The 20,465-nt window shown below is 36.8% G+C and carries 20 protein-coding genes; 7 read left to right on the top strand and 13 right to left on the bottom strand.

The window, feature by feature from the left end; translation table 11 throughout:
- Positions 1–269 precede the first annotated feature (269 nt).
- Genes MF646_RS16190 through MF646_RS16180 form a run of 3 tightly spaced genes read left to right on the top strand, consistent with a single transcriptional unit; the run spans position 270 to position 1,988 of the window.
- Positions 270–704 carry a sigma-70 family RNA polymerase sigma factor gene (locus MF646_RS16190; protein ID WP_338035511.1) on the top strand — a complete coding sequence of 145 codons (435 nt, stop codon included), beginning with the start codon at positions 270–272 and terminating at the stop codon, positions 702–704.
- Positions 680–1,498 (top strand): DUF4179 domain-containing protein, encoded by an 819-nt coding sequence (locus MF646_RS16185; RefSeq protein WP_250097556.1) that lies wholly within the window; start codon positions 680–682, stop codon positions 1,496–1,498. Before MF646_RS16190 ends, MF646_RS16185 begins: the two co-directional genes overlap by 25 nt.
- Positions 1,499–1,535: 37 nt before the next feature.
- A complete protein-coding gene (locus MF646_RS16180; RefSeq protein ID WP_250097555.1) occupies positions 1,536–1,988 on the top strand; it encodes a hypothetical protein in 453 nt (150 codons plus the stop codon).
- A gap of 895 nt (positions 1,989–2,883) precedes the next feature.
- On the opposite strand, the gene MF646_RS16175 is transcribed toward MF646_RS16180, so the two are convergent.
- The 4 genes from MF646_RS16175 to MF646_RS16160 all read right to left on the bottom strand — a co-directional run bounded on the left by MF646_RS16175 (position 2,884) and on the right by MF646_RS16160 (position 6,051).
- Positions 2,884–3,612, bottom strand: a complete 729-nt coding sequence (locus MF646_RS16175; RefSeq protein ID WP_250097554.1) for a ZIP family metal transporter — start codon at positions 3,610–3,612, stop codon at positions 2,884–2,886.
- Positions 3,613–4,334: 722 nt separating this feature from the next.
- Complete coding sequence (locus MF646_RS16170; protein WP_250097621.1) at positions 4,335–4,421, bottom strand: YjcZ family sporulation protein; 87 nt, start codon at positions 4,419–4,421, stop codon at positions 4,335–4,337.
- A 121-nt stretch (positions 4,422–4,542) separates the two neighbouring features.
- Positions 4,543–4,917 (bottom strand): YmaF family protein, encoded by a 375-nt coding sequence (locus MF646_RS16165; protein ID WP_250097553.1) that lies wholly within the window; start codon positions 4,915–4,917, stop codon positions 4,543–4,545.
- Between the two features lie 261 nt (positions 4,918–5,178).
- Positions 5,179–6,051, bottom strand: coding sequence for a polysaccharide deacetylase family protein (locus MF646_RS16160; RefSeq protein ID WP_250097552.1), 873 nt, complete (start codon positions 6,049–6,051; stop codon positions 5,179–5,181).
- Between the two features lie 215 nt (positions 6,052–6,266).
- Here MF646_RS16160 and MF646_RS16155 point away from each other — a divergent pair, with 215 nt between their 5' ends.
- Positions 6,267–6,683, top strand: a complete 417-nt coding sequence (locus tag MF646_RS16155; protein WP_250097551.1) for a DUF1284 domain-containing protein — start codon at positions 6,267–6,269, stop codon at positions 6,681–6,683.
- A gap of 85 nt (positions 6,684–6,768) precedes the next feature.
- Here the strand turns inward: MF646_RS16155 and MF646_RS16150 are convergent, their stop codons facing one another.
- A complete protein-coding gene (locus MF646_RS16150) occupies positions 6,769–7,728 on the bottom strand; it encodes a pectinesterase family protein (protein WP_250097550.1) in 960 nt (319 codons plus the stop codon).
- 244 nt (positions 7,729–7,972) lie between these two features.
- Positions 7,973–8,230 (bottom strand): sporulation-specific transcription regulator SpoVIF, encoded by a 258-nt coding sequence (gene spoVIF, locus MF646_RS16145; RefSeq protein WP_250097549.1) that lies wholly within the window; start codon positions 8,228–8,230, stop codon positions 7,973–7,975.
- Between the two features lie 478 nt (positions 8,231–8,708).
- Here spoVIF and MF646_RS16140 point away from each other — a divergent pair, with 478 nt between their 5' ends.
- On the top strand, positions 8,709–8,951 hold the full coding sequence (locus MF646_RS16140; RefSeq protein WP_250097548.1) for a hypothetical protein: 243 nt from the start codon (positions 8,709–8,711) through the stop codon (positions 8,949–8,951).
- 119 nt (positions 8,952–9,070) lie between these two features.
- Here MF646_RS16140 and MF646_RS16135 read toward each other — a convergent pair whose 3' ends face one another.
- The gene (locus MF646_RS16135; RefSeq protein WP_250097547.1) at positions 9,071–9,169 is read right to left on the bottom strand and encodes a YjcZ family sporulation protein; all 99 of its coding nucleotides are present in this window, start codon (positions 9,167–9,169) and stop codon (positions 9,071–9,073) included.
- Positions 9,170–9,382: 213 nt separating this feature from the next.
- Between MF646_RS16135 and MF646_RS16130 the strand changes: the two genes are divergently transcribed.
- Positions 9,383–9,637: a hypothetical protein gene (locus MF646_RS16130; RefSeq protein ID WP_250097546.1), complete on the top strand. Its 255-nt coding sequence runs from the start codon at positions 9,383–9,385 to the stop codon at positions 9,635–9,637.
- A gap of 241 nt (positions 9,638–9,878) precedes the next feature.
- Here the strand turns inward: MF646_RS16130 and hcp are convergent, their stop codons facing one another.
- From hcp to nirB, 5 genes are all read right to left on the bottom strand, one after another.
- Positions 9,879–11,171: a hydroxylamine reductase gene (gene hcp, locus MF646_RS16125; RefSeq protein WP_250097545.1), complete on the bottom strand. Its 1,293-nt coding sequence runs from the start codon at positions 11,169–11,171 to the stop codon at positions 9,879–9,881.
- Between the two features lie 239 nt (positions 11,172–11,410).
- Positions 11,411–12,142: a pyruvate formate-lyase-activating protein gene (gene pflA, locus MF646_RS16120; protein ID WP_250097544.1), complete on the bottom strand. Its 732-nt coding sequence runs from the start codon at positions 12,140–12,142 to the stop codon at positions 11,411–11,413.
- Positions 12,143–12,234: 92 nt separating this feature from the next.
- The gene (pflB, locus tag MF646_RS16115) at positions 12,235–14,460 is read right to left on the bottom strand and encodes a formate C-acetyltransferase (RefSeq protein WP_250097543.1); all 2,226 of its coding nucleotides are present in this window, start codon (positions 14,458–14,460) and stop codon (positions 12,235–12,237) included.
- Between the two features lie 251 nt (positions 14,461–14,711).
- Positions 14,712–15,032: a nitrite reductase small subunit NirD gene (gene nirD, locus MF646_RS16110; protein ID WP_250097542.1), complete on the bottom strand. Its 321-nt coding sequence runs from the start codon at positions 15,030–15,032 to the stop codon at positions 14,712–14,714.
- Between the two features lie 21 nt (positions 15,033–15,053).
- Positions 15,054–17,468 (bottom strand): nitrite reductase large subunit NirB, encoded by a 2,415-nt coding sequence (gene nirB, locus MF646_RS16105; protein WP_250097541.1) that lies wholly within the window; start codon positions 17,466–17,468, stop codon positions 15,054–15,056.
- A 361-nt stretch (positions 17,469–17,829) separates the two neighbouring features.
- Between nirB and MF646_RS16100 the strand changes: the two genes are divergently transcribed.
- Complete coding sequence (locus MF646_RS16100) at positions 17,830–19,140, top strand: NarK family nitrate/nitrite MFS transporter (protein WP_250097540.1); 1,311 nt, start codon at positions 17,830–17,832, stop codon at positions 19,138–19,140.
- 53 nt (positions 19,141–19,193) lie between these two features.
- On the opposite strand, the gene MF646_RS16095 is transcribed toward MF646_RS16100, so the two are convergent.
- Positions 19,194–20,465: LysM peptidoglycan-binding domain-containing protein (locus MF646_RS16095; protein ID WP_250097539.1), on the bottom strand; the 1,272-nt coding region annotated here is incomplete at its 5' end.

Raw genomic sequence — 20,465 nt, 5'->3', positions numbered from 1 at the left:
TCAAATAACGCGAATAAGAAACTCAAATGACTCCCTCTTTAAGATTGATTATTGTACAACTTCAGCTATGTAGTAAGCTTAAGAAAGAAATTTTTTATTTATGTGAAACCTAACATCTCACTTATGTATCTAACAAATAGAACACCAGGGAAGGAGCGCAGGTATTGGATCATATAAAGGAAATCAAGAAAGCCAAAAAGGGGAATGTTTCCTCTTTCGAAAAGCTGATTGTGACGTATAAGGTTATGATGTATTGAGTCGCCAAGACGATTTTATCTCGTGATGAAGACTGTGCAGATGCAATTCAAGAAGCCATTCTCAAAGCCTATCAAAAAATTCATACATTAAGAGAGCCAGCTTATTTCAAAACTTGGTTGGTACGAATTGTCATGAATGAGTGTCATCAGTTAAATAGAAATCGGAAGAATCTTGTTTCGATAGAAGAATCAACGGAGCCATATTCAAAGGATCACGGATATGAAAAAATTGACCTTGAACAAATGCTCGACTCTCTTCCAAAAGAGCAAAAGCAACTGCTTAAGCTCTATCATCTCGACGACATTTCCATTCATGAATTGTCACTTATCTTTGAAGTACCCGAGAATACGATCAAAACAAGGTTACGTCGCGCAAGAGAAAAAATGCGGGAAGAGCTAACAAAACATGAGGAGGTTTCGACATGGAAAAATGGGAAAAACAATTAAAAGAAGACGTTAACCCCCCCCTCTCAAAAAGTGTCGATGAGCGTATTGAACGAACACTTCAACAATTACCTCGTAGAAAGAAAAGATCGAAATATTTTATTGCATTAACTGCTGCAATAGTTATCCTTTCGATTTCTTTCGGAGCTTCCTTTCTCTCACCAGCTTTTGCTAACACAATGAAAAGTCTCCCGTTCTTTGGCTCTGCATTTGAATTTGTTGGCGACAAAGGTGTAAAAAAAGGGACACAAGAAGGTCTAACAACAGAACTTGGAGAGCAAATTGAAGTCGATGGTCAAGTGATTACATTTACTGAAACACTATATGATGGTGGTGAAATTCATATAGGTTATGTAATGGAAACAATAGAAACGGAAGAAAGACCTTATTATCTACAAGATTTTGAAATATTAATTGATGGAAGCTATATTGGAAACGTAGGCATGGGAGGAAATGTAAGAAAAATTGAACAAGGCCTTTATGCAGGCACTTTTAATATAAGTGTTCGCGATCATATACCAGATTCATTTGTGCTAGGGATCCGACCTCGTGAAGGAAGATCTTGGTCAGTTGAACTTCCGGTTACATTGCAGGGAAATCATAAAATGTTTATCATAAACGATGCGAAAAAACGAGATGATCTTACTATTCTTTATGATAAAGTAACATTCTTTCCAACATCTACAGAGATAGATCTTCGCTTAATAATGGAGGAAGAAACTTTTTTTAATGATAAATACATGATGTTAGATTACCAAATAGTCGACGATCAAGGTCGCGTACTGGAACCCTTTTAGTGGCGGCGGTGGTGGTGGCGGCCCACAAGACGGGAAAGTGATTCATACTTTTAAACACTATTTTGAACCACTCGATCCCCTGCCAAATTCAATTACAATTAAGCCATTTCTCCGTGAAAGAGATGAATCCATTCCAAACATTATAAAGAGAAAATGGCAGGGAGAAAAGCTCATCCTCCCTCAAGGAGATATAGGAGAAGTGACTGTATTGGACGTAGTTGAAACAGATGGGGTTTTGACATTAATCTATACGGTAGATGGGGATCATTTATACAAACAAGCAAACGCTATATGGATTGAAGATTCTAAAGGTACCAGATATGACTCTGACCAATCAGCGACACGAGTTGACGGTACGAACAATAAATTTCAACTTACATTCTCTCATTCACTTCATCAAGAAGAATTCGTTTTAAATACAGTTTTGATGAACTCGCCTAACTTTCTGAAGCAGTTGGAAGTAACGATTGATCTAAACGAAGATCAATAATATTCAATAAAAATATTGTGCAAAAAAGCTCGGTGTACCCGAGCTTTTTGTTGCTCTAATCGAACAAACTATTGACACATAATAATTCTGTAACAATGATTGTCATTCCCCCATACATAAAAACAATTAATCAAATTTTTAGTAACTGATGGATATAAGTTCCAAATAACTCTTTATCAATGATAAAATAAGAAATGATATTTTCATTTCTTATTTAAGGTGGTGTTCTTCTATGAGTGGTTATGGGATTGGGTTACTTTTATACTTATCTATAATTGGTTTTATCATTTATTTCTTAATTAGCATTCTACGCTTTATGCGAGCAAAAAATCATAATGATATATTACTTCTGAAAAAACTAGACGAGATTTCTAATAAAATTGATAAACTAAATAATAAGTAATTAGTTACTTAGTTACTCGGTATGAATTTCATATTTACAGAGGCTCTACTTGCGATTCATGCAGGAGTTCGTACTTATCAAATTAACTTACATATACTTTAATTATTTCGAAGGGGGAATTTATTATGTTATTTTGGATTAGCATTGCAGTATTAGGAGTAGTCTCTGCGATATGGGCTGCGATATACTTTGCAAAAAACAACGCTCAAAGAAAGCGCACCTTAATTCAAATTTGCGGAATAAGTTCAACTATCTTTATTCTTCTATGGTTGTTTACTAAAGTTAATTTTTAGCTGTGTTGAGATGATTTTTCGCATATGCGGGTAAAAAACATAATAAAAAACGCTCAATCCAAGCGTTTTTATGATAATTGTACTGTGAAATAGTCGTAGATGAGCCCTATGTTGTTTAGCTATATAACTAAAAATTTCCCTCTTGGAATGTCACAAGTAAAAATTAAGCTGTTCCTCTTTTAAAAATTCAGATTATGAATTACTCAAAATACGTTAAAATCAAAGCAGTTAATAACCCTAAAGCAGACACATACCCCACAATCGGGCCTCCTTCTTCGAAAGCCTCGGGAAGCATGGTTGATGACACCATTGCAAAAATCCCACCTGCGGCAAAAGCGCCAATTGTTGTAATGACTTTTGTTGAAGCAGGATCAATTAACGCATATCCTAAAAGGGCACTTACAGAAGACAAAACCATAACAACTAACCAAAGAAATAAAATTCTCCCTTTTTTATAGCCATCCTTTTTGAAACCTATACTACTTGATAATCCCTCTGGAAAATTACTTATGAAAATGGCAATAACAATGACCCAGCTTACAGACTGATTTTCAAGCAAACTTACTCCTATAATGACAGACTCAGGAATGGCATCAATAATCGTTCCTATAAAAATAGCCATTCCTGAGTGACTTGATGGATTTTCTTTTGAGCGTTTCCGCTCCTGTCCTCCTTTTTTGCTTATGATGAGTTCTGCAACAATGAACAATGTTGCGCCAATTAGAAAGCCAAGAGATGGATAAATAATGCCGCCATCTCGAACTGCATCGGACAATAGTTCAAAGGTTGCTGCTCCAATGAGTACACCTGTTCCAAATGCCATCACAAAGGCCGACACTTTGTTAGGAATATCCTTATAAATTCCAAGTAATGCACCTAATACGAGGGATGAACCTGCTACAGCTCCCCACATTGCTGCCGAAAACATAGTTACTCTCCTATTCCTTATTGATATAGATTAGAGTAACCAATTTTTCTCATTTATTTCTTTCTTCTTACTGCCTTTTTTAATTTGTTATGAGATCTTTTTCATTTAATATCGAAAGCCCTAGATCGTTTAGTCTTCATCCATTCCGTTCAGATATAAGACAAAAGAGACTTGAATCTATAAAGGTTCAAGTCTCCAAAAAAATATGCCGTTTAGAATTTAGTAATAAATCCTAAAGGCTCAATAAATAAAAAATTTGTCTAGGAAACTACTATAAAGTTCCTATAACTCCAATGAGAATTCCAGCAATAATACCAATTAATATAGACTTCATTTTAAGAAAGTCAAATAACATCTGCCTTCCCCCTCCTTAAGTATTATGAATCTTACACTTCCGACTATAATATCTTTTCAGACTATTGTAAATATCTATACACAATTGGATAATATTACCTTGGAATTTTACATTTCTAGTTATTCTATTGTGCTACTTCAATTACTATAATGCTAGATTTTTTTATTCACGCTTTTTAAAAAACAGGAAATAACTTTAATATAGCATTTGTGAAAAAACCACACCTTTTATAAAAAAGAGGAATTAAATGTTATGACACTTCGTTATACTAAAGTTCACCTTTTAAGTTTAGCCCAATAGCAGTCTTCTATAATGTTCAAATAAAGAAAAGAGTCAACACAAAAAATGTTGACTCTTTTCTCCTTACTTAGTAAGTTCTAACAAACGCTGCTCCAACAATGATTAATAAAATAAACAACACTACAATTAACGCAAAGTTGCTTCCGTAAGACATGTCGTGTCCCTCCTTTCAATAAAAGATATCCTTCTTACTAGATAGTTTATGTTGCAAGATTTTGAGAGACACGGTATTTGTCGAGGGCAATTACTCTATTTTAAATCTATTATTTTGTTGACTATAAACTTGTTCTACCACGATATTTGTGTCTGTGTGGGGTGGGACCATCAATGGAAGTAACTCCACTGAATTCATGATAATGCCCTCCACTAGGGAGAAAAATAGCGGGGCCAGTGACACCTTTAATCATATGCTTATGTTCAGCATCAAAGCTTGTAAAGGTAAAGTAGCGATGGGTATGTTGTACTCCACTTGGAGCAGGTTCTGTTGTTCCTGCATATCGATGATCATGACCTACATCAAACGATGTCACACCTTTAAACTCATGAGTATGAACAGGCTTACCATCCCATTTTGTTATATATAGATTATGTGAGTGTTGAGATTCACTTCCATCAGAGTGGTACAAAAATCCAGATACTTCTATATTCATTCATTATCAACCCTTTCGTTTTTATTATATATTTATGATATAACAACGAAAAAGGGTGGGATTTTTATACCGGAAACAGTAATTAGGTCAATAATCGGGTATAGTGAATGTTGTATCAGAATCCCCCTGAAATTTGTAAGAATCATTTGTCTATAAGTAATAACGAGAATGATGAACTAATCTAGAAAGTCTTCTACTTTAAATAATACAGCTTATCCTTAGAATATGAAAAACCGACAGCCTCAGCTGACGGTTCATTGTTTATCTCGCAAATGGAACATTCAATAATTCAGGCACTGTGACAAATTCGTAGCCTTGTTCTTGTAAAGTTGGGATAATTTGATGAAGCGATTCAATAGTATTCGTTCTATCTCCATCCCAATCTGCACCGTCATGCATAAGAATAATCGCTCCTGGATGAACATTATCTAACACATTTGAAGCAATAACTTCAGGTGGATCTTCCTCCCAATCCAACGAATCGACTGTCCAGCCGATAATTAAATATTGCATCTCAGCGAGCTTCTCGACTAATTCATTATATAAAAAGCCATATGGTGGTCGAAATAAGCTAGTTCGGTAACCAATAATGTCATTCAGAACATCTTCCGTTCTTGTTACTTCCCTTTCAAGTGTTGGGATATCGGCTTTTTTAACAAGGTTAGGATGGAAATATGTGTGGTTAGCAATGACATGACCTTCATTATTAATACGCTGTACAATTTCTGGATAAGCAATAGCCCTTGACCCCATCAAGAAAAACGTACTCGGTACATTATACTGATTTAAAACATTTAATACTTCCTCAGTAAAACGTGGATCAGGACCATCATCGAAGGTTAAAGCGATTCTGTTTTGATCAGTAGGACCTTGTAAGATAAACGTATCTGGATATCGTTGCTGTAAGATCGTCATATCAACAGGTTGCTGACGAACTCGCTCTGGATTTTCTGGACCTCCTCTAAGGTCTGGAAAATCTTCCTTAGGTTTATCTGCCTTGTCTTTTTTCCACCAGAACTGTTGCGACATATCGCCTAACCCTGACTCATTCGCATAAACAGTCATGTTATCAAAAGTTTGGAAACTAGATAAAAGAACTACAACAAACAACAACTGCAACATTTTCTTTTTCATCAATTCATCTCCTATTAAATAGTATTACAATGTTATTTTTGATAAAAAAGGAAGGATTATTCAAACAAAAAAGAAAGCAGCTTTATTTTTTTGTTTGATCTAAATAAAAGGTACAGTTGATGTAATATGTTGTGATAAGATGAATATTGTTAACTAATTACGTTTATAAGTTTACATAGTTAACCTAATTGTACTGAGGACCAAGGGGGCAAATGATGTATAAACTACGAGGTCATCACCTTTTTTGTCTTTTGGGCTATAGGGGGATGGGCTATTCCCGAGAATACGTGGAAAACATGACTCAACTGCATCAAACACTGAGAGAAAACCCCGACACGTGGATCCAGCTTGTAGAAGGTCCAGACGACTTGTGTGATAAGTATCCCAACTCAGGTGAATATCACTGTCATAGCAAAAATATTTATGAAAAAGACATCGCTATCTTAGCAAAGATGGAGCTTAAAATCGGCCAAATTGTAAAATGGAAGTATATCGAGTCCTGTATTAGAAAACATACCATTCCAACTGATATTAAAATAATCTGCGAAACTTGTTCCTGGCGTTCTTTTGGTTATTGTGAAGAAGGGGTTCAAGAGATTCATGAGGGGAAGGGATTAAGGGAAGTGAAATAATTTCTTCCCTTTCTTGGTAAAATATAATCAGGCTACTGAGTAATTGATCTTAAAGCCCTATTAGAACGTGTCTAGCCTCCTTCCATTAACATTCATTTTTCCAATTGCCTAATATGGTTTTAATTGAGTACTCTTTTGCTTCTTCTTCTGTTAATTGCTTTGCCCAACGTACTCTTCTATCCATATTCCCACCCGGTCCATAACTGTTATATTCTGCATAGCACGTTGTTTTTTCTGCTTCAGGCTTATTCCAATTATGCCAGCCCTCTTCTTTTATGTGCGATCCCATCCAGCAATTTATAAATGCTGTTTTCGCATAATTTCTCCACGGTCGTCCTAAATAAACTGTGTTTGGCGCAGCGTTACTTGTTAAATGACAATCAATAAAAACATAACCAAATTTGGTGTCTTCGGGTGTAGATGCAGCAGTGAGATAACCGTTCACATCCATCGATCGATCAAGACAAAAGATCTCACACTGATGGAAAACACTAGTAGCCGAACCAAAAATAAAGTCAACATCCACTTCGATATAACAGTTTTTGAAGTAGCTTCTACCTACTGTTCTTACCAGCCCATCTCTAGGACCACCAAAACGATCACCCTTCATTGGTTTAGGTGGCAATGGGCCCGTGAACACTGTATCTTGATTACCTAAAAAAGAGCAATTTTCAAATGAAATTCGATCCGCGTCTACATATACAGCTAAAGCTTGTCCAACTATAGATCCGGGACCTGCATGATTTTGAAACGTCACATTCTTTGCTGAAAAATTATCCCCTGTTATTAGGCTAGTATAAGATCCGAACGTCCCCATTTCCTCTCCATTCTTTTGTATTCTCCTAGCATAATCTCCAAATGTAATTATGACCTTGTCTCGTCCAATACTTTCAATTGTAATATTCGGTTTATCAATAACCAGTTTTTCTTCATAAATCCCTTCTTTTATCTGAATTGTAATTGTTTGTCTATTATTTTTTGGTAAGCTATCTACTGCTGCTTGAATTGTTGTAAATTGGCCGGTACTGTCTTGTGCAACGATCATTATCTCATCTCCAAATTTTAGCTTGTTGCTTGTCATTCTATAAAGACACTAGGAAATTCCTTATGTAATAACACTATTATAGTTCAACCATACCATTTATACATAAAATTCCCTTCCTTACCAGGATATCGAGCAACCATACACATTCTATCTCCCCTAAAAAAGCCATAAAAAAAGAAGGCTTATACCTTCAATAGATTTGTTTCCTCTCCTTTCCTCACTTTACCGAACTTCGTGAAGTATATTATTTCTTATCTAACATTCTTGCAATCGTATTAAAGTCCATAGACTGTGATCCGTTTATAATAGCATGGACTATTTGGTCTTCTGTTTCTTTTCTTACAGGTTTGTTTGCCAATCTTCCAACTTGTTTAATTAACCTTCTAACTGTTGCTTCATCCTTGAAATTAGCATGTTGAAAAGAATTAGCTAACCTCATCACATCATTCATCTTTACACCTGTTTTTTTCTCAATGTTATGAAAAAGTGGATTTTGGTTCATATTCTCATTCACCTCCTGTTAATTATTCACTTTCTATATACAGTTCTACCAATTACACCCATTGGTATTTTTCTCCTGTATACAACTCTAGTATATGCAATCAATTTATGATTGGTTGGACAAGTTAACTAGTAAATCTATGGAATTACCTAGCTACATCATGGTTACTACTTCATATTTCTTTCTCCAAAAAAAATCAACGTTCCAAGATCCTCTTGGACGTCGATCTATTATTCTCTTATTTGCGGATTTGTATGTTGGTTTGAATAATCTCATCATACCTAGATTGTTATTTCTTTCCCCTACCAATTATTACTCTTAACCTTGCAGGATGAATTTCGTTTTAAAAAACGGCTAGTTCAAATACCTAAAAATCAGGCTTGTATTTAGGTAGAAGTCTATAAACATTACAATCGATAATCATATAGTGTAATTGTATTAAACAAATCAACAAATTGAAATTTAAGGAGAGATTATTTTGAATCATCAATTTGGAATGGTACCAAACGGACAGCTTGTTAATGACCAAAACTTATTGAATACTCAACAGTTTGAAGCACAACGTTATGCCCAACCTTATGGACAGCCTTTCTATCCACCTTTCCCACCTCGTCCACCGCGCCCACCCAGATGCCGTTGGGTCCGAGAATGTAGATGGGTATACCGTTGTTTTCCTGAAGACCATTTCACACCTTATGATTACGGTGGAGACGTCTACTAAGTAAAGTAGTATAGAACAATTAGTAACGTAATTGATAAGAAAATTATCAATCATCTGTATAGATGCATTTGTACAAAAAGGCAGATTCAATAACATTGTTATCAAATCTGCCTATCTGATTAGTAGCCGTAACCTACTGCTGAAGCCCCTACAATGATTAAAAGAATAAATAGAACTACAATTAACGTAAATCCATTTGCATATCCATATCCAGACATGATTTGCCCCCATCTTACGACATAGTATAAGAAATGATCTTATCTACTAATTACTTTATGTAGTAAACGCAGTAGTTGTTTGGATAATAGCTTATTTACAAAAAAATAGCCTGTTTGATCAGACAGATCTAATGAATTAATTTATCTCATTAATAAAATGCCTCCGTTTGGACAAACTTACTTTGTCAGAAATAAATCAAGGAGGAATTTAAATTGGTTAATAGTATTAAACAAGAAATGGAACGAATTTGGGCTGAAACATGTGGTTCATGGGAAAATTGCACGGAGCAAAACATTCAGTCTTTTTTAGAACAATGCCAACAAAACAGCATAGACTCACAATATTGTATGAGTTGGGTAGAAGGTCATAGCAACCAAATCCCTAATTGGTCAGCCGTTTCTAAGGTATCTCTTGATTGGATAAATGAACATACTTCAACTGGTTCGCCAATTAACGGGCAAGAATAGCAGTAACAAGGAGAGAACACTCTCCTATTTTTTTTGCCTTGTATACTCCTCGTAATTCATAATAGTGGAACTACGATATGTATACACATCAGCCTGCTAATTATCAGAAAAAGCTTTTCACCAATTTCATTTAATTGATGAAAAGCTTTTATAGACTACTAATAAAGGTAAGACAAAACGTCTCGTTATGTGGTTTATAATGCTTTAGTGAGACTGAGATTTTTGATACATAAGCCTCATGTTAGTTCAACGCTAGCATATCTCTCATATCCTCTTTTGCATTAGTAATCAGCTTCAAATCAAATGCCTCCTGTAACACGTTTAGAACTCCTGGAGTAATCCACTCAGGTGGTTTCGGTCCAATTCGAATGTCTTTGATTCCTAAACTGAATAAACCAAGTAAGATCGCAACAGCTTTTTGCTCAAACCATGATAAGACAATGCTTACAGGTAACTCATTTACTTCACAGTCAAATGCTTCTGCTAAAGCGAGTGCAATTTTCACTGTTGATACAGAGTTGTTACACTGCCCTAGATCAATATAACGAGGAATGCCCGTATCAGCTACCGTTCCAAAATCATAATCATTGAATCGAAACTTTCCACAGGAAGTCGTTAAAATGACCGTATCGTTTGGTAGGGATGTTGCCAGTTCACGGTAGTATTTGCCTCCAGGTCCTGGCGCGTCACATCCTGCGATAACGAAAAAACGTTGAATTTTTCCTGCTTTGACAGCATCGACAATTTCTGGAGCAATTCCAATTACAGTATTATGGTGGAATCCGGTAGTTAATACTTCTTCACTCTCCATATTTGCATCAGGTAGGGATAGTGCTTTTTCGATTAAAGGTGTAAAGTCGTCATTCAAGATTTTTTCTACGCCTTCTAGCCCTGCAATATCATACGAGAAGAATCGGTGCGAATAGCTTCCTTTAATTGGCATAACACAGTTAGTCGTTGCAAGAATGGCTCCAGGAAATTTCTCAAACAAGCGACGTTGATCGAACCATGCTTTCCCAATGTTTCCTTTTAAATGCGGATATTTCTTTAGTTCAGGGTATCCATGAGCTGGAAGCATTTCCGAGTGTGTATAAATATTAATTCCTTTTCCATCTGTTTGCTTAAGCAATTCTTCTAATGCAAATAAATTGTGTCCTGTTACAATAATCGCTTTTCCTTCAACTTTGTTCTGGGAAACGGTGATTGGTTCCGGAACACCTAATCTACTTGTATGGGCTTGATCTAACAGTTCCATCACTTTGACTGCAGAGCTTCCGACTTTCATCGCCATATCAATATGTTCTTGCATATTAAAATTTGAGTTTGTTAACGTCATATACAATGCTTCATGTGTTGTAGCATCTACCTCTGGGTCAGAGAAGCCTAATTGTCTTGCGTGAGTTGCATAAGCAGCAATTCCTTTTAACGCAAAAACAAGTGTATCTTGCAAACTGGCAATATCTTCATTTTTTCCACAAACGCCTATGATGTTGCATCCCCCTGTTGGTGTTTGCTCACATTGATGACAAAACATCTACATCCCCTCCAAATTTGCAATAAAATTTAATTCTTCTATAACATGTATTTTACATGCACCTTTAGGGGGTTGCTGTGACATTGATCACTATTTGGAAATCTTAGCTAATTAAAGTACTGACTTCTAATACACTAGAAGTTGAACGTATTAAACCATGTTAAAAGCACTCGAACATTTATATTCGAGCGCTTAAACATCTACTTATTTCTTCTTTTGTCTACCATGTGCTTCACATATTATCTACTTCTCAGTAACGTTTTTGCTTCCAATACAGATTCTTCAGTCGGAGGCTCGACATCTTCTAATGCATAGTCTAAACCCAGCTCTTTCCATTTATAAACACCTAATTTGTGATAAGGCAACACTTCGACTCTTTCCACATTTTCTAACTCATCAATAAATTGTCGTAAGTTCTTTAAGTCTTTGACATCATCAGAAATACCTGGTACTAATACATGTCGAACCCAAATTGGGATGTTTTTATTGGACAAAAACTTAGCAAACTTTAAAATGTGATCATTTTTCATTCCTGTCAATGCATGATGCTTTTTTGTATCAATATGCTTAATATCTAACAAAATTAAATCTGTCAATGATAATAGTTTATCTAGTTTTCGTAAAAATTCGGGATGCTCTTGGAAACAGCCACCAGATGAATCAATTGTCGTGTGAATCCCTAATTCCTTGCATTTCGTAAATAGTTCGATAAGGAAATCGAGGTGAAGCAATGGTTCTCCCCCTGATACTGTAATTCCCCCTCCACTACTCTCAAAGTAAGGCAAATAAGACTTCAGGTCATTAACGATTTCATCTACGGTGATATCTTTTCCTTCACCAATTTTCCACGTATCTGGATTATGACAATATTGACAGCGCAGCAAGCAGCCTTGCATGAAAACAATATATCGTAATCCTGGACCATCAACGGTTCCACAAGTTTCTATTGAATGAATTTTTCCAATCATCATTTATCCCTCATTTTCCTAGATAACCAAGGTGACGAAAATTGCCCCCGCTAGTTACTATCATTTTTTGTTTCTTAGCTGGGGGCACAATTATATTACAGCGATTCGTGGAATGTACGATTAATGACGTCAATTTGTTGGTCACGTGTTAACTTTATGAAGTTAACAGCATAACCTGATACCCGAATCGTTAATTGTGGATACTCTTCTGGATGTTCCATCGCATCAATCAATGTATCACGGTTGAACACATTAATATTTAAATGATGGCCCCCTTGTTTTGCATAACCATCTAGAATTCCCACTAGATTTGCTGTTTGATCTTGATCTTCTTTTCCTAGCGCCTTTGGTACAATACTAAATGTATTTGATACACCATCTAGTGAATACTCATATGGAATTTTCGCAACCGATGTTAGTGACGCAAGAGCACCCTTTTGATCGCGTCCATGCAGCGGGTTTGCTCCTGGTGCAAATGGCTCACCAGCTTTTCTTCCATCAGGTGTGTTTCCTGTTTTCTTACCATATACAACGTTACTTGTAATCGTTAAAACGGACATCGTCGGAATTGCATTGCGATACGTTTTATGTTTTTTCAATTTATTCATAAACGTTTTCACTAATGAAACAGCAATGTCGTCTACACGATCATCATTGTTTCCATACTTTGGATAATCGCCTTCAATTTCGTAATCAACAGCAATGCCTTGTTCGTCACGAATGACTTTTACTTTCGTATGTTTAATAGCACTTAAACTATCAGCCGTAACAGATAAACCAGCAATACCACACGCCATTGTGCGAATCACTTCTTTGTCATGAAGAGCCATTTCAATCCGCTCATAACTATACTTATCATGCATGTAGTGGATGATGTTAAGCGTATTCATATATAACTCTGCCAACCAATCCATTACTTTATCAAAGTTCGCAACAACTTTATTGTAATCTAAATATTCATCTGTAATAGGCGCTATTGCAGGCCCCACTTGCATTTTTAACTTTTCATCAATTCCACCATTGATAGCATACAATAGTGCTTTAGCTAAGTTCGCACGTGCCCCGAAAAACTGCATTTGTTTACCAATTTTCATCGCACTTACACAACAAGCAATTCCATAATCATCTCCGTAACTTGCTCTCATTAGATCATCATTTTCGTATTGGATCGAACTTGTTTTAATCGACATATTTGAGCAATACTCTTTAAACCCTTTTGGTAACTGATTGGACCACAATACAGTTAAGTTTGGTTCTGGTGCCGGTCCTAAGTTGTCTAATGTATGCAAGAATCTAAACGAGTTCTTCGTTACAAGCGGTCTGCCGTCTACACCAACACCGCCAATTGATTCTGTCACCCACGTTGGGTCCCCACTGAATAACTCATTGTAATCAGGTGTTCGTGCAAATTTTACAAGACGTAGTTTCATAACGAAATGATCAACAAGCTCTTGAGCTTCCACTTCTGTTAAAGTACCTTCCTGTAAGTCACGCTCAATATAAATATCTAGGAACGTGGAGACACGGCCTAAGCTCATTGCTGCTCCATTTTGCTCTTTGATCGCTGCTAAGTAAGAAAAGTACAACCATTGGAACGCTTCTTTCGCCGTCGTGGCTGGTTGTGAAATATCAAAACCATATGACGCTGCCATTTCCTTTAATTCCTTAAGTGCTCTAATTTGTTCAGCTATTTCTTCGCGGTCACGTATCACATCTTCCGACATGATCGAACCTGTTGTATTTAAATCATCTTGTTTTTGTTTCATTAAGAAATCTACTCCGTAAAGGGCTACTCTACGGTAATCTCCAATGATTCTTCCTCGTCCGTAAGCATCCGGAAGACCTGTAACAATTCCTGCCTTACGAGCCATTCTCATCTCTGGAGTGTAGGCATCAAACACGCCTTGGTTATGTGTTTTGCGATATTTCGTAAAAATCTCTTCTACTTCAGGGGATAATGTATATCCGTATGCGTTGCACGAATCAGCAGCCATTCGAATGCCGCCAAATGGTTGCATCGATCTTTTAAAAGGTTCATCCGTTTGCAAGCCGACAACTTGTTCTATTTCTTGATTTAAGTATCCTGGCCCATGAGATACAATCGTTGAAACGATCGATGTATCCATGCTTAACACGCCACCGTTTTCACGTTCTTTTTTACTTAGATCCATAATTTGATCCCATAGCTTTCGTGAATGATCGGTTGCTTTTTCTAAAAACTCGTCATTTCCTTCATATAAAACGTAGTTACTTTGAATAAAATCTCTTACATCTACATCCGATTGCCATTTTCCTTGATTGAATGTTCTCCAGTGGTTCATTTACATTCACCCTCACTCTCTACATCTAAAGGTTAATTTTCACTAAAATAATGTGAATTCATTCACAAGGTCAGGTGCATAACCATTCACTTAATTACAATCTCTCATCATACACCTAACCAGTTGACTAGCTGAAATAACTTTTATTACCTTACACTTATAAGATTAATAGATATTCGAATAAAACAATGTGATTTTTATCACAAATACCACTTTTATTCGTGACAAATTATTGAATACGTAACGTGATGTTAAACAATGAGATAAACATCTTCTCCGTCTATTTCAATTGGAAAAGTTTTGACAAGTCCTCTATCAGGAGCTTGAACTTTCCCATCGACAAGTGAAATTTTCCAATCATGAATCGGACAATAGACAAATTCACCACTTATTAGACCATCAGCTAATTTTCCCCCCTTTGGATGCGGACTTTTGTTTTCGATTGCTCGTACCTCTCCATTTGAAAGTCGAAACACAGCAATTTCTTCATGATCTACGACAAAAACTTGTCCAATTATACTTGGCAGTTGATTATAATTACAAATATTGATTCGAGTTCCAGTAGAAATCATTAGATTCCTCTCCCTTCTATTTTATAATTTTAATAATTCACGTTTTGAATAATAAGCATTACGGATTTGCTCTTCTTCTACTGCTTTTTGCCAAGGCTCTTCATAACGTGCAAGCGTTTGGTTTAATCTCTCATTTAACTCATTTCTTGTCTTTTCATTAGCTAAGACTTCCTTGACATGATCTAACCCAACACGCTCAACCCATGTAGATGTTCTTTCTAAATATAGAGCTGTTTCACGATAATATTGTAAATATGCTCCTGTAATTTCATAAACTTCTTCTTCTGTTTTCACTTTGCATAATAGATCTCCAGCTCTGAGGTCTGTTCCGCCGTTTCCTGCTACGTAAATTTCCCAGCCTCCGTCAAGACCGACAATTCCCACATCTTTAATCCCTGCTTCTGCACAGTTTCGTGGACAAGCGGACACACCCATTTTTACTTTGTGTGGCGTATCAAGACGTTCAAAACGTTTCTCTAATTCTATTCCTAGACTCATAGAATCTTGAGTACCAAAGCGGCAGAATTGCGCTCCAACACATGTTTTTACTGTCCGTAGCGTTTTTCCGTATGCATAACCAGAAGGCATACCTAAGTCTTCCCAAACAGCTGGCAGTTTCTCTTTTTCTAGACCATATAACCCAATGCGCTGTCCACCCGTTATTTTTAGTAATTGGACATCATACTTCTCTGCAATATCCGCTAATTTGCGTAAATCTTTTGCTGTTGTGACTCCACCGTACATTCTCGGAATGACTGAATACGTACCGTCTTTTTGAATGTTTGCATGCATTTTTTCATTTACTAGACGTGAATCTCTTTCATCCGCATAATCAGGGTAAATCATCCCTAAGAAATAATTAAGCGCAGGTCGGCATTTTGAACAACCTTCTTCATTTTCCCAATGTAATACATTCATAACTTCTTTGATCGTTGTTAATCCTTTTTCGCGGATTTCTTCCACTACTTCATCACGGCTTAATGTTGTACATCCACATACGGTCTTTTTCTCGGCTGTTTGCGCAAATTCATCTCCAAGAGTATAGGCAATAATGTCTTGAATGACAGGTTTGCATCGTCCACATGAACGCCCCGCATTCGTGCATCCTCCTACTTGCTCTACCGTTGTGACTCCTTCCTCTTGGATTGCGTTAACAATCGTTTCTTTACTAATCCCATTACATCCACAAACAACCTCATCATTTGGCATACTAGCCACATCATTTGTGTTAGAAGATTCTTGAGATTGAAGGAATGAAATAGAAGTAAAGTCTGACACATCTTGTTTCTCATTCAGCATTTTAAACAATCGGTTGCTATCTTTTGTATCACCGTATAACACAATCCCTACAATACGATCATCACGAACTAATACCTTTTTATAGATTCCTTCGTATTCATTGTGAACAACAATTGCTTTAGACGTGTTATCATCGTAAATTTCCCCAGCTGAGAAAAGGTCAACCCCTGAAACTTTTAATTGTGTTCCAGTTATAGAGCCTTCATATCCTTTATCTTTCTGATTGCAAAGTACTTGTGCCAATACTTTTCCCTGTTCATAGAGTGGAGCAACTAGACCGTAAACAATCTCTCTATGTTCCGCACATTCACCAACTGCATATACATGCGGAATGTTAGTTTCCATAAAGTCATTAACAACAATCCCTCTGTTTACATAGATTCCGCTTTCTTTTGCAAGACTAACATTTGGTTTGATCCCTGCAGCCATTACAACTAAATCTGCTTTAGTCTCTGTACCGTCTTTGAATCGGATGCCTTCAACTCGATCTGTACCAGTAAGTTCGACCGTTGCTTTTTCCATTAGGAAGTTCATTCCTTGCTCTTCCAATTCTCTCTTCAACATTGATGAAGCAACCGCATCAAGTTGTCGTTCCATTAAATGTTCCATTAAATGTACAACATCTACTTTCATTCCTAAATGAATCAATCCTTTTGCAGCTTCTAAGCCTAACAATCCTCCACCAATGACGACGGCCTTTTTGTATTGTTTTGCTGTTTGAATCATATCCTCACAATCTTTAATATCGCGAAAACCGATGACACCTTCTTTATCTGCACCGGGTACAGGCAAAATAAATGGCAACGATCCTGTTGCTAGAATCAATTCATCGTAAGCTACTTCTCGCCCTTTATCTGAGATGACAAGTTTTTTATTGGTGTCTATTCCGGTTACTGTCTCACCTGTAAAGAGTTGAATGAGATTCGACGCGTACCAACTCAGATCATTAATTATTGTTTCTTCAAATGTCGTGTTTCCTTGAAGCACATTTGATAACTGAATACGATTGTAGTTAGGATGAGGCTCATTCCCGAAGATTGTAATCTCATATAAATCGTGGTTCAGCTTTAAAATCTCCTCTATGACGCGAACGCCTGCCATTCCATTTCCTATCATAACTAACTTTCTCTTTGCCATTATTTATCCCTCCAAGTTGTTCAGTAATTCACATTGTTTATCTACTGCTCATTGTAGGACAAAAATTCCAGCATTTATGTGAGATAGATCACATTCTTTTAAAAAATGTTCAACTTTTCACAAGTTGTCAGGCCCTTTTCTTTCTTTAACAATTGATTCATATTTAATATTTATTTTTTTCAACCTGTCTCCCCCTGTTTTTTTCCTATTATATATAAAACATGAAACAAGCTTTTGCGCTTTGTAAAACATTCGCGAATGTGACATTCATCACTTTCATGCGGATGGTAACTTTGTATGATTTGAGTATGAAAAAAAGATGTATTTCAAATATATTAATCCATTATTGGGGGAAATCGACATGGGAAGAATTAAAGAATGGAATCCAGAGAACAAAGAATTCTGGGAAAGGGAAGGAAAAAGGCACGCCAAAAGAAATCTATGGATCTCAGTTCCAACACTAATGCTCGCCTTTATCGTTTGGCAAATTTGGTCGGTTGTAGCAGTTAGGTTGAATGACATTGGCTTTGCCTTTACTGATGAACAATTATTTACGTTAGCGGCTATTCCAGGACTTGTTGGTGCTTCACTACGTTTTGTATACACATTTGCTGTCGGGAAATTCGGTGGTAGAAACTGGGTCGTATTCTCAACAGGGGTTCTATTAATCCCTACGATAGGGATCGGTTTTGCTGTACAAAACCCAGATACACCTTACTGGGTCATGTTGCTGTTAGCAGCATTATGTGGACTTGGTGGAGGAAACTTCTCTTCTGCATTAGCAAACATTAGTTTCTTTTTCCCGAAAAAAGAAAAAGGAACGGCGCTTGGTATTAATGGTGGTTTAGGAAATATGGGGGTTTCTGTTGTTCAATTCGTGACACCACTTATCATTGCAGTAAGTACATTCGCTTTCATTGGTGGCGAAGGTCAATTGTTAGCAAATGGCCAGGAAATTTGGTTACAAAATGCGGCATTCATTTGGGTCATACCAATTGCTGTGATGACAATTGTTGCGTATTTCGGAATGGATAACTTACCAACTGCTCAGCAGTCAGTGAAAGACCAATTTGTTATTGTCAAACGGAAGCATACGTGGATCATGACTATTTTATATGTAGCTACATTCGGATCATTTATTGGGTACGGTGCAGCATTTCCATTATTATTACGCTCACAATTCCCTGACTATGTGGCATTAGCCTTTCTAGGTGCCTTTTTAGCCGCAGCATTCAGACCTGTTGGCGGATGGGTTTCTGATAAATTTGGTGGTGCGAGAGTTACGGCTTATGTACTTGTTGCTATGTCACTTGGAGCCCTTTCTGTTATTTACTTTATCGGCCAACAAAACTTTGCTGGGTTCTTAGTATCGTTCTTACTATTATTTATTGCTGCAGGAATGGGTTCTGGTTCAACATTCCAAATGATCCCGATCATCTTTCCAGTTAAAGAAGCAGCTCCTGTTTTAGGATTTACAGCAGCTTTTGCTGCATATGGATCTTTCTTTATTCCGCAGTTATTTGGTTGGTCTGTATCAACAACAGGCACACCGATTTCAGCATTGTATTACTTCATTGCATTTTATGTGATCTCTATTGGGCTTAACTGGTATTACTACCAAAGAAAAAATGCAGAAATCCGTTGTGATGATTACAGCAAGAAAGCGGCATAAACAAATAGTAAAGCAATGCCTCACTCACGAGAGCATTGCTTTTTTACTAATATTTAACTCTGTACGTTAATATGTTGATCCATATAATCCCAATTTTGAGGGAACGGCAATCGAGTTTCCCAGTAGGTTGCTCCAAGTAACCCATAAAAATCAATCAGTTTGTATTTTTCTTCGTAACTACGAACATCTTCATACCAAACGATATGCCCTTCTGCCCCTACCCAATATAAAAAGTTCGGTGACATTGCTGTCGGATCAAAATTAATCACAGCACCTGAATTAATAGCTAGGTTTTGGGCAGCATTCAGCGACCATCCTCTTGTTACATTTGTTCCTAGAATCCAGTCATATCCATACATCGGCAAGGCAATTTGCAGTTTGTTTCGATCGATTTCTGTTAAAGAATAACGAATCACCTCTTCTACCCACCAAATTGGACTAACCGGATCAGGCGGTCCACCTGGATAACCATAATCCATTGTCATAACTGCAACAATATCAGACACTTCAGCTATCCCCCGATAATCATGGCCTCCGATAATTGGATTGGTTGGAATATCAACCGTTTTCGCATGAACGTTTACATGTAAAACCAAATCTCCTAATGCCGTTTTCAATTCAGTTAAAAAGGTAACAAAATCATTTCGCCTTGGTGGTGGAATAAATTCAAAATCAATACTTATCCCTCCATATCCCCTTTCCTCGACAAAATTCATTAAACTCCGAATTAGATTTCCGCGGAAGGTTGGATTTTCAAGTACTGTTCCGACTAACTCTGCACTAAACACTCCTCCAGCTGTAATGTTTCGAATCATTAATAATGGCACAACATTTAATTGCCGAGCTCTTTCAGGAATTTGATCATCGGGAAGATCTACATACGCCCTTCCTTCTTCCGTAAAAGAATAGGAAACAACGGCTAAATATGTTAATTGATTTGCAAACTGATCAAATACAGATAAGAAAAATGGAATAGAATACGGGACGAAAAATCCCAATGTTGTCATATTCATTTTTAACGGTGTTGGCACAGTAATTCTTTGACCAATTTGAAGAAAATAGACGTTTATTTGCGGATTCGCTGCTAAAATCGCTTCGACCGTTGTTTGATACCTTCTAGCTATGGACCAAAGCGTATCCCCAGCACTTATTTCATAGAAGCGATTGGTTAGCGTATTAGCAGGAATATATAGTGATAATCCTGGGACAAGTAAAGGTGATTCTAACCCATTGATTTCCATTAAGGTTGGTATGGGAACATTATAAAGTTGTGAGATTCTCCACAATGAATCGCCGGACTGTACGACATGAATAGCCATTTTCTC

The sequence above is a fragment of the Halalkalibacter alkaliphilus genome (assembly GCF_023555415.1).
Lineage (GTDB): Bacteria > Bacillota > Bacilli > Bacillales > Bacillaceae_D > Halalkalibacter > Halalkalibacter alkaliphilus.
Note: the sequence above shows the minus strand (reverse complement) of the source record. Positions and strands in the feature narration are given on the sequence as shown.

Coding starts and splice junctions, on each gene's coding strand:
- MF646_RS16185 (WP_250097556.1), top strand. CDS start 680: ATGGAAAAATGGGAAAAACAATTAAAAGAAGACGTTAACCCCCCCCTC.
- MF646_RS16175 (WP_250097554.1), bottom strand. CDS start 3,612: ATGTTTTCGGCAGCAATGTGGGGAGCTGTAGCAGGTTCATCCCTCGTA.
- MF646_RS16170 (WP_250097621.1), bottom strand. CDS start 4,421: ATGTCTTACGGAAGCAACTTTGCGTTAATTGTAGTGTTGTTTATTTTA.
- MF646_RS16165 (WP_250097553.1), bottom strand. CDS start 4,917: ATGAATATAGAAGTATCTGGATTTTTGTACCACTCTGATGGAAGTGAA.
- MF646_RS16160 (WP_250097552.1), bottom strand. CDS start 6,051: ATGAAAAAGAAAATGTTGCAGTTGTTGTTTGTTGTAGTTCTTTTATCT.
- MF646_RS16155 (WP_250097551.1), top strand. CDS start 6,267: ATGTATAAACTACGAGGTCATCACCTTTTTTGTCTTTTGGGCTATAGG.
- MF646_RS16150 (WP_250097550.1), bottom strand. CDS start 7,728: ATGATCGTTGCACAAGACAGTACCGGCCAATTTACAACAATTCAAGCA.
- spoVIF (WP_250097549.1), bottom strand. CDS start 8,230: ATGAACCAAAATCCACTTTTTCATAACATTGAGAAAAAAACAGGTGTA.
- MF646_RS16135 (WP_250097547.1), bottom strand. CDS start 9,169: ATGTCTGGATATGGATATGCAAATGGATTTACGTTAATTGTAGTTCTA.
- hcp (WP_250097545.1), bottom strand. CDS start 11,171: ATGTTTTGTCATCAATGTGAGCAAACACCAACAGGGGGATGCAACATC.
- pflA (WP_250097544.1), bottom strand. CDS start 12,142: ATGATGATTGGAAAAATTCATTCAATAGAAACTTGTGGAACCGTTGAT.
- pflB (WP_250097543.1), bottom strand. CDS start 14,460: ATGAACCACTGGAGAACATTCAATCAAGGAAAATGGCAATCGGATGTA.
- nirD (WP_250097542.1), bottom strand. CDS start 15,032: ATGATTTCTACTGGAACTCGAATCAATATTTGTAATTATAATCAACTG.
- nirB (WP_250097541.1), bottom strand. CDS start 17,468: ATGGCAAAGAGAAAGTTAGTTATGATAGGAAATGGAATGGCAGGCGTT.
- MF646_RS16100 (WP_250097540.1), top strand. CDS start 17,830: ATGGGAAGAATTAAAGAATGGAATCCAGAGAACAAAGAATTCTGGGAA.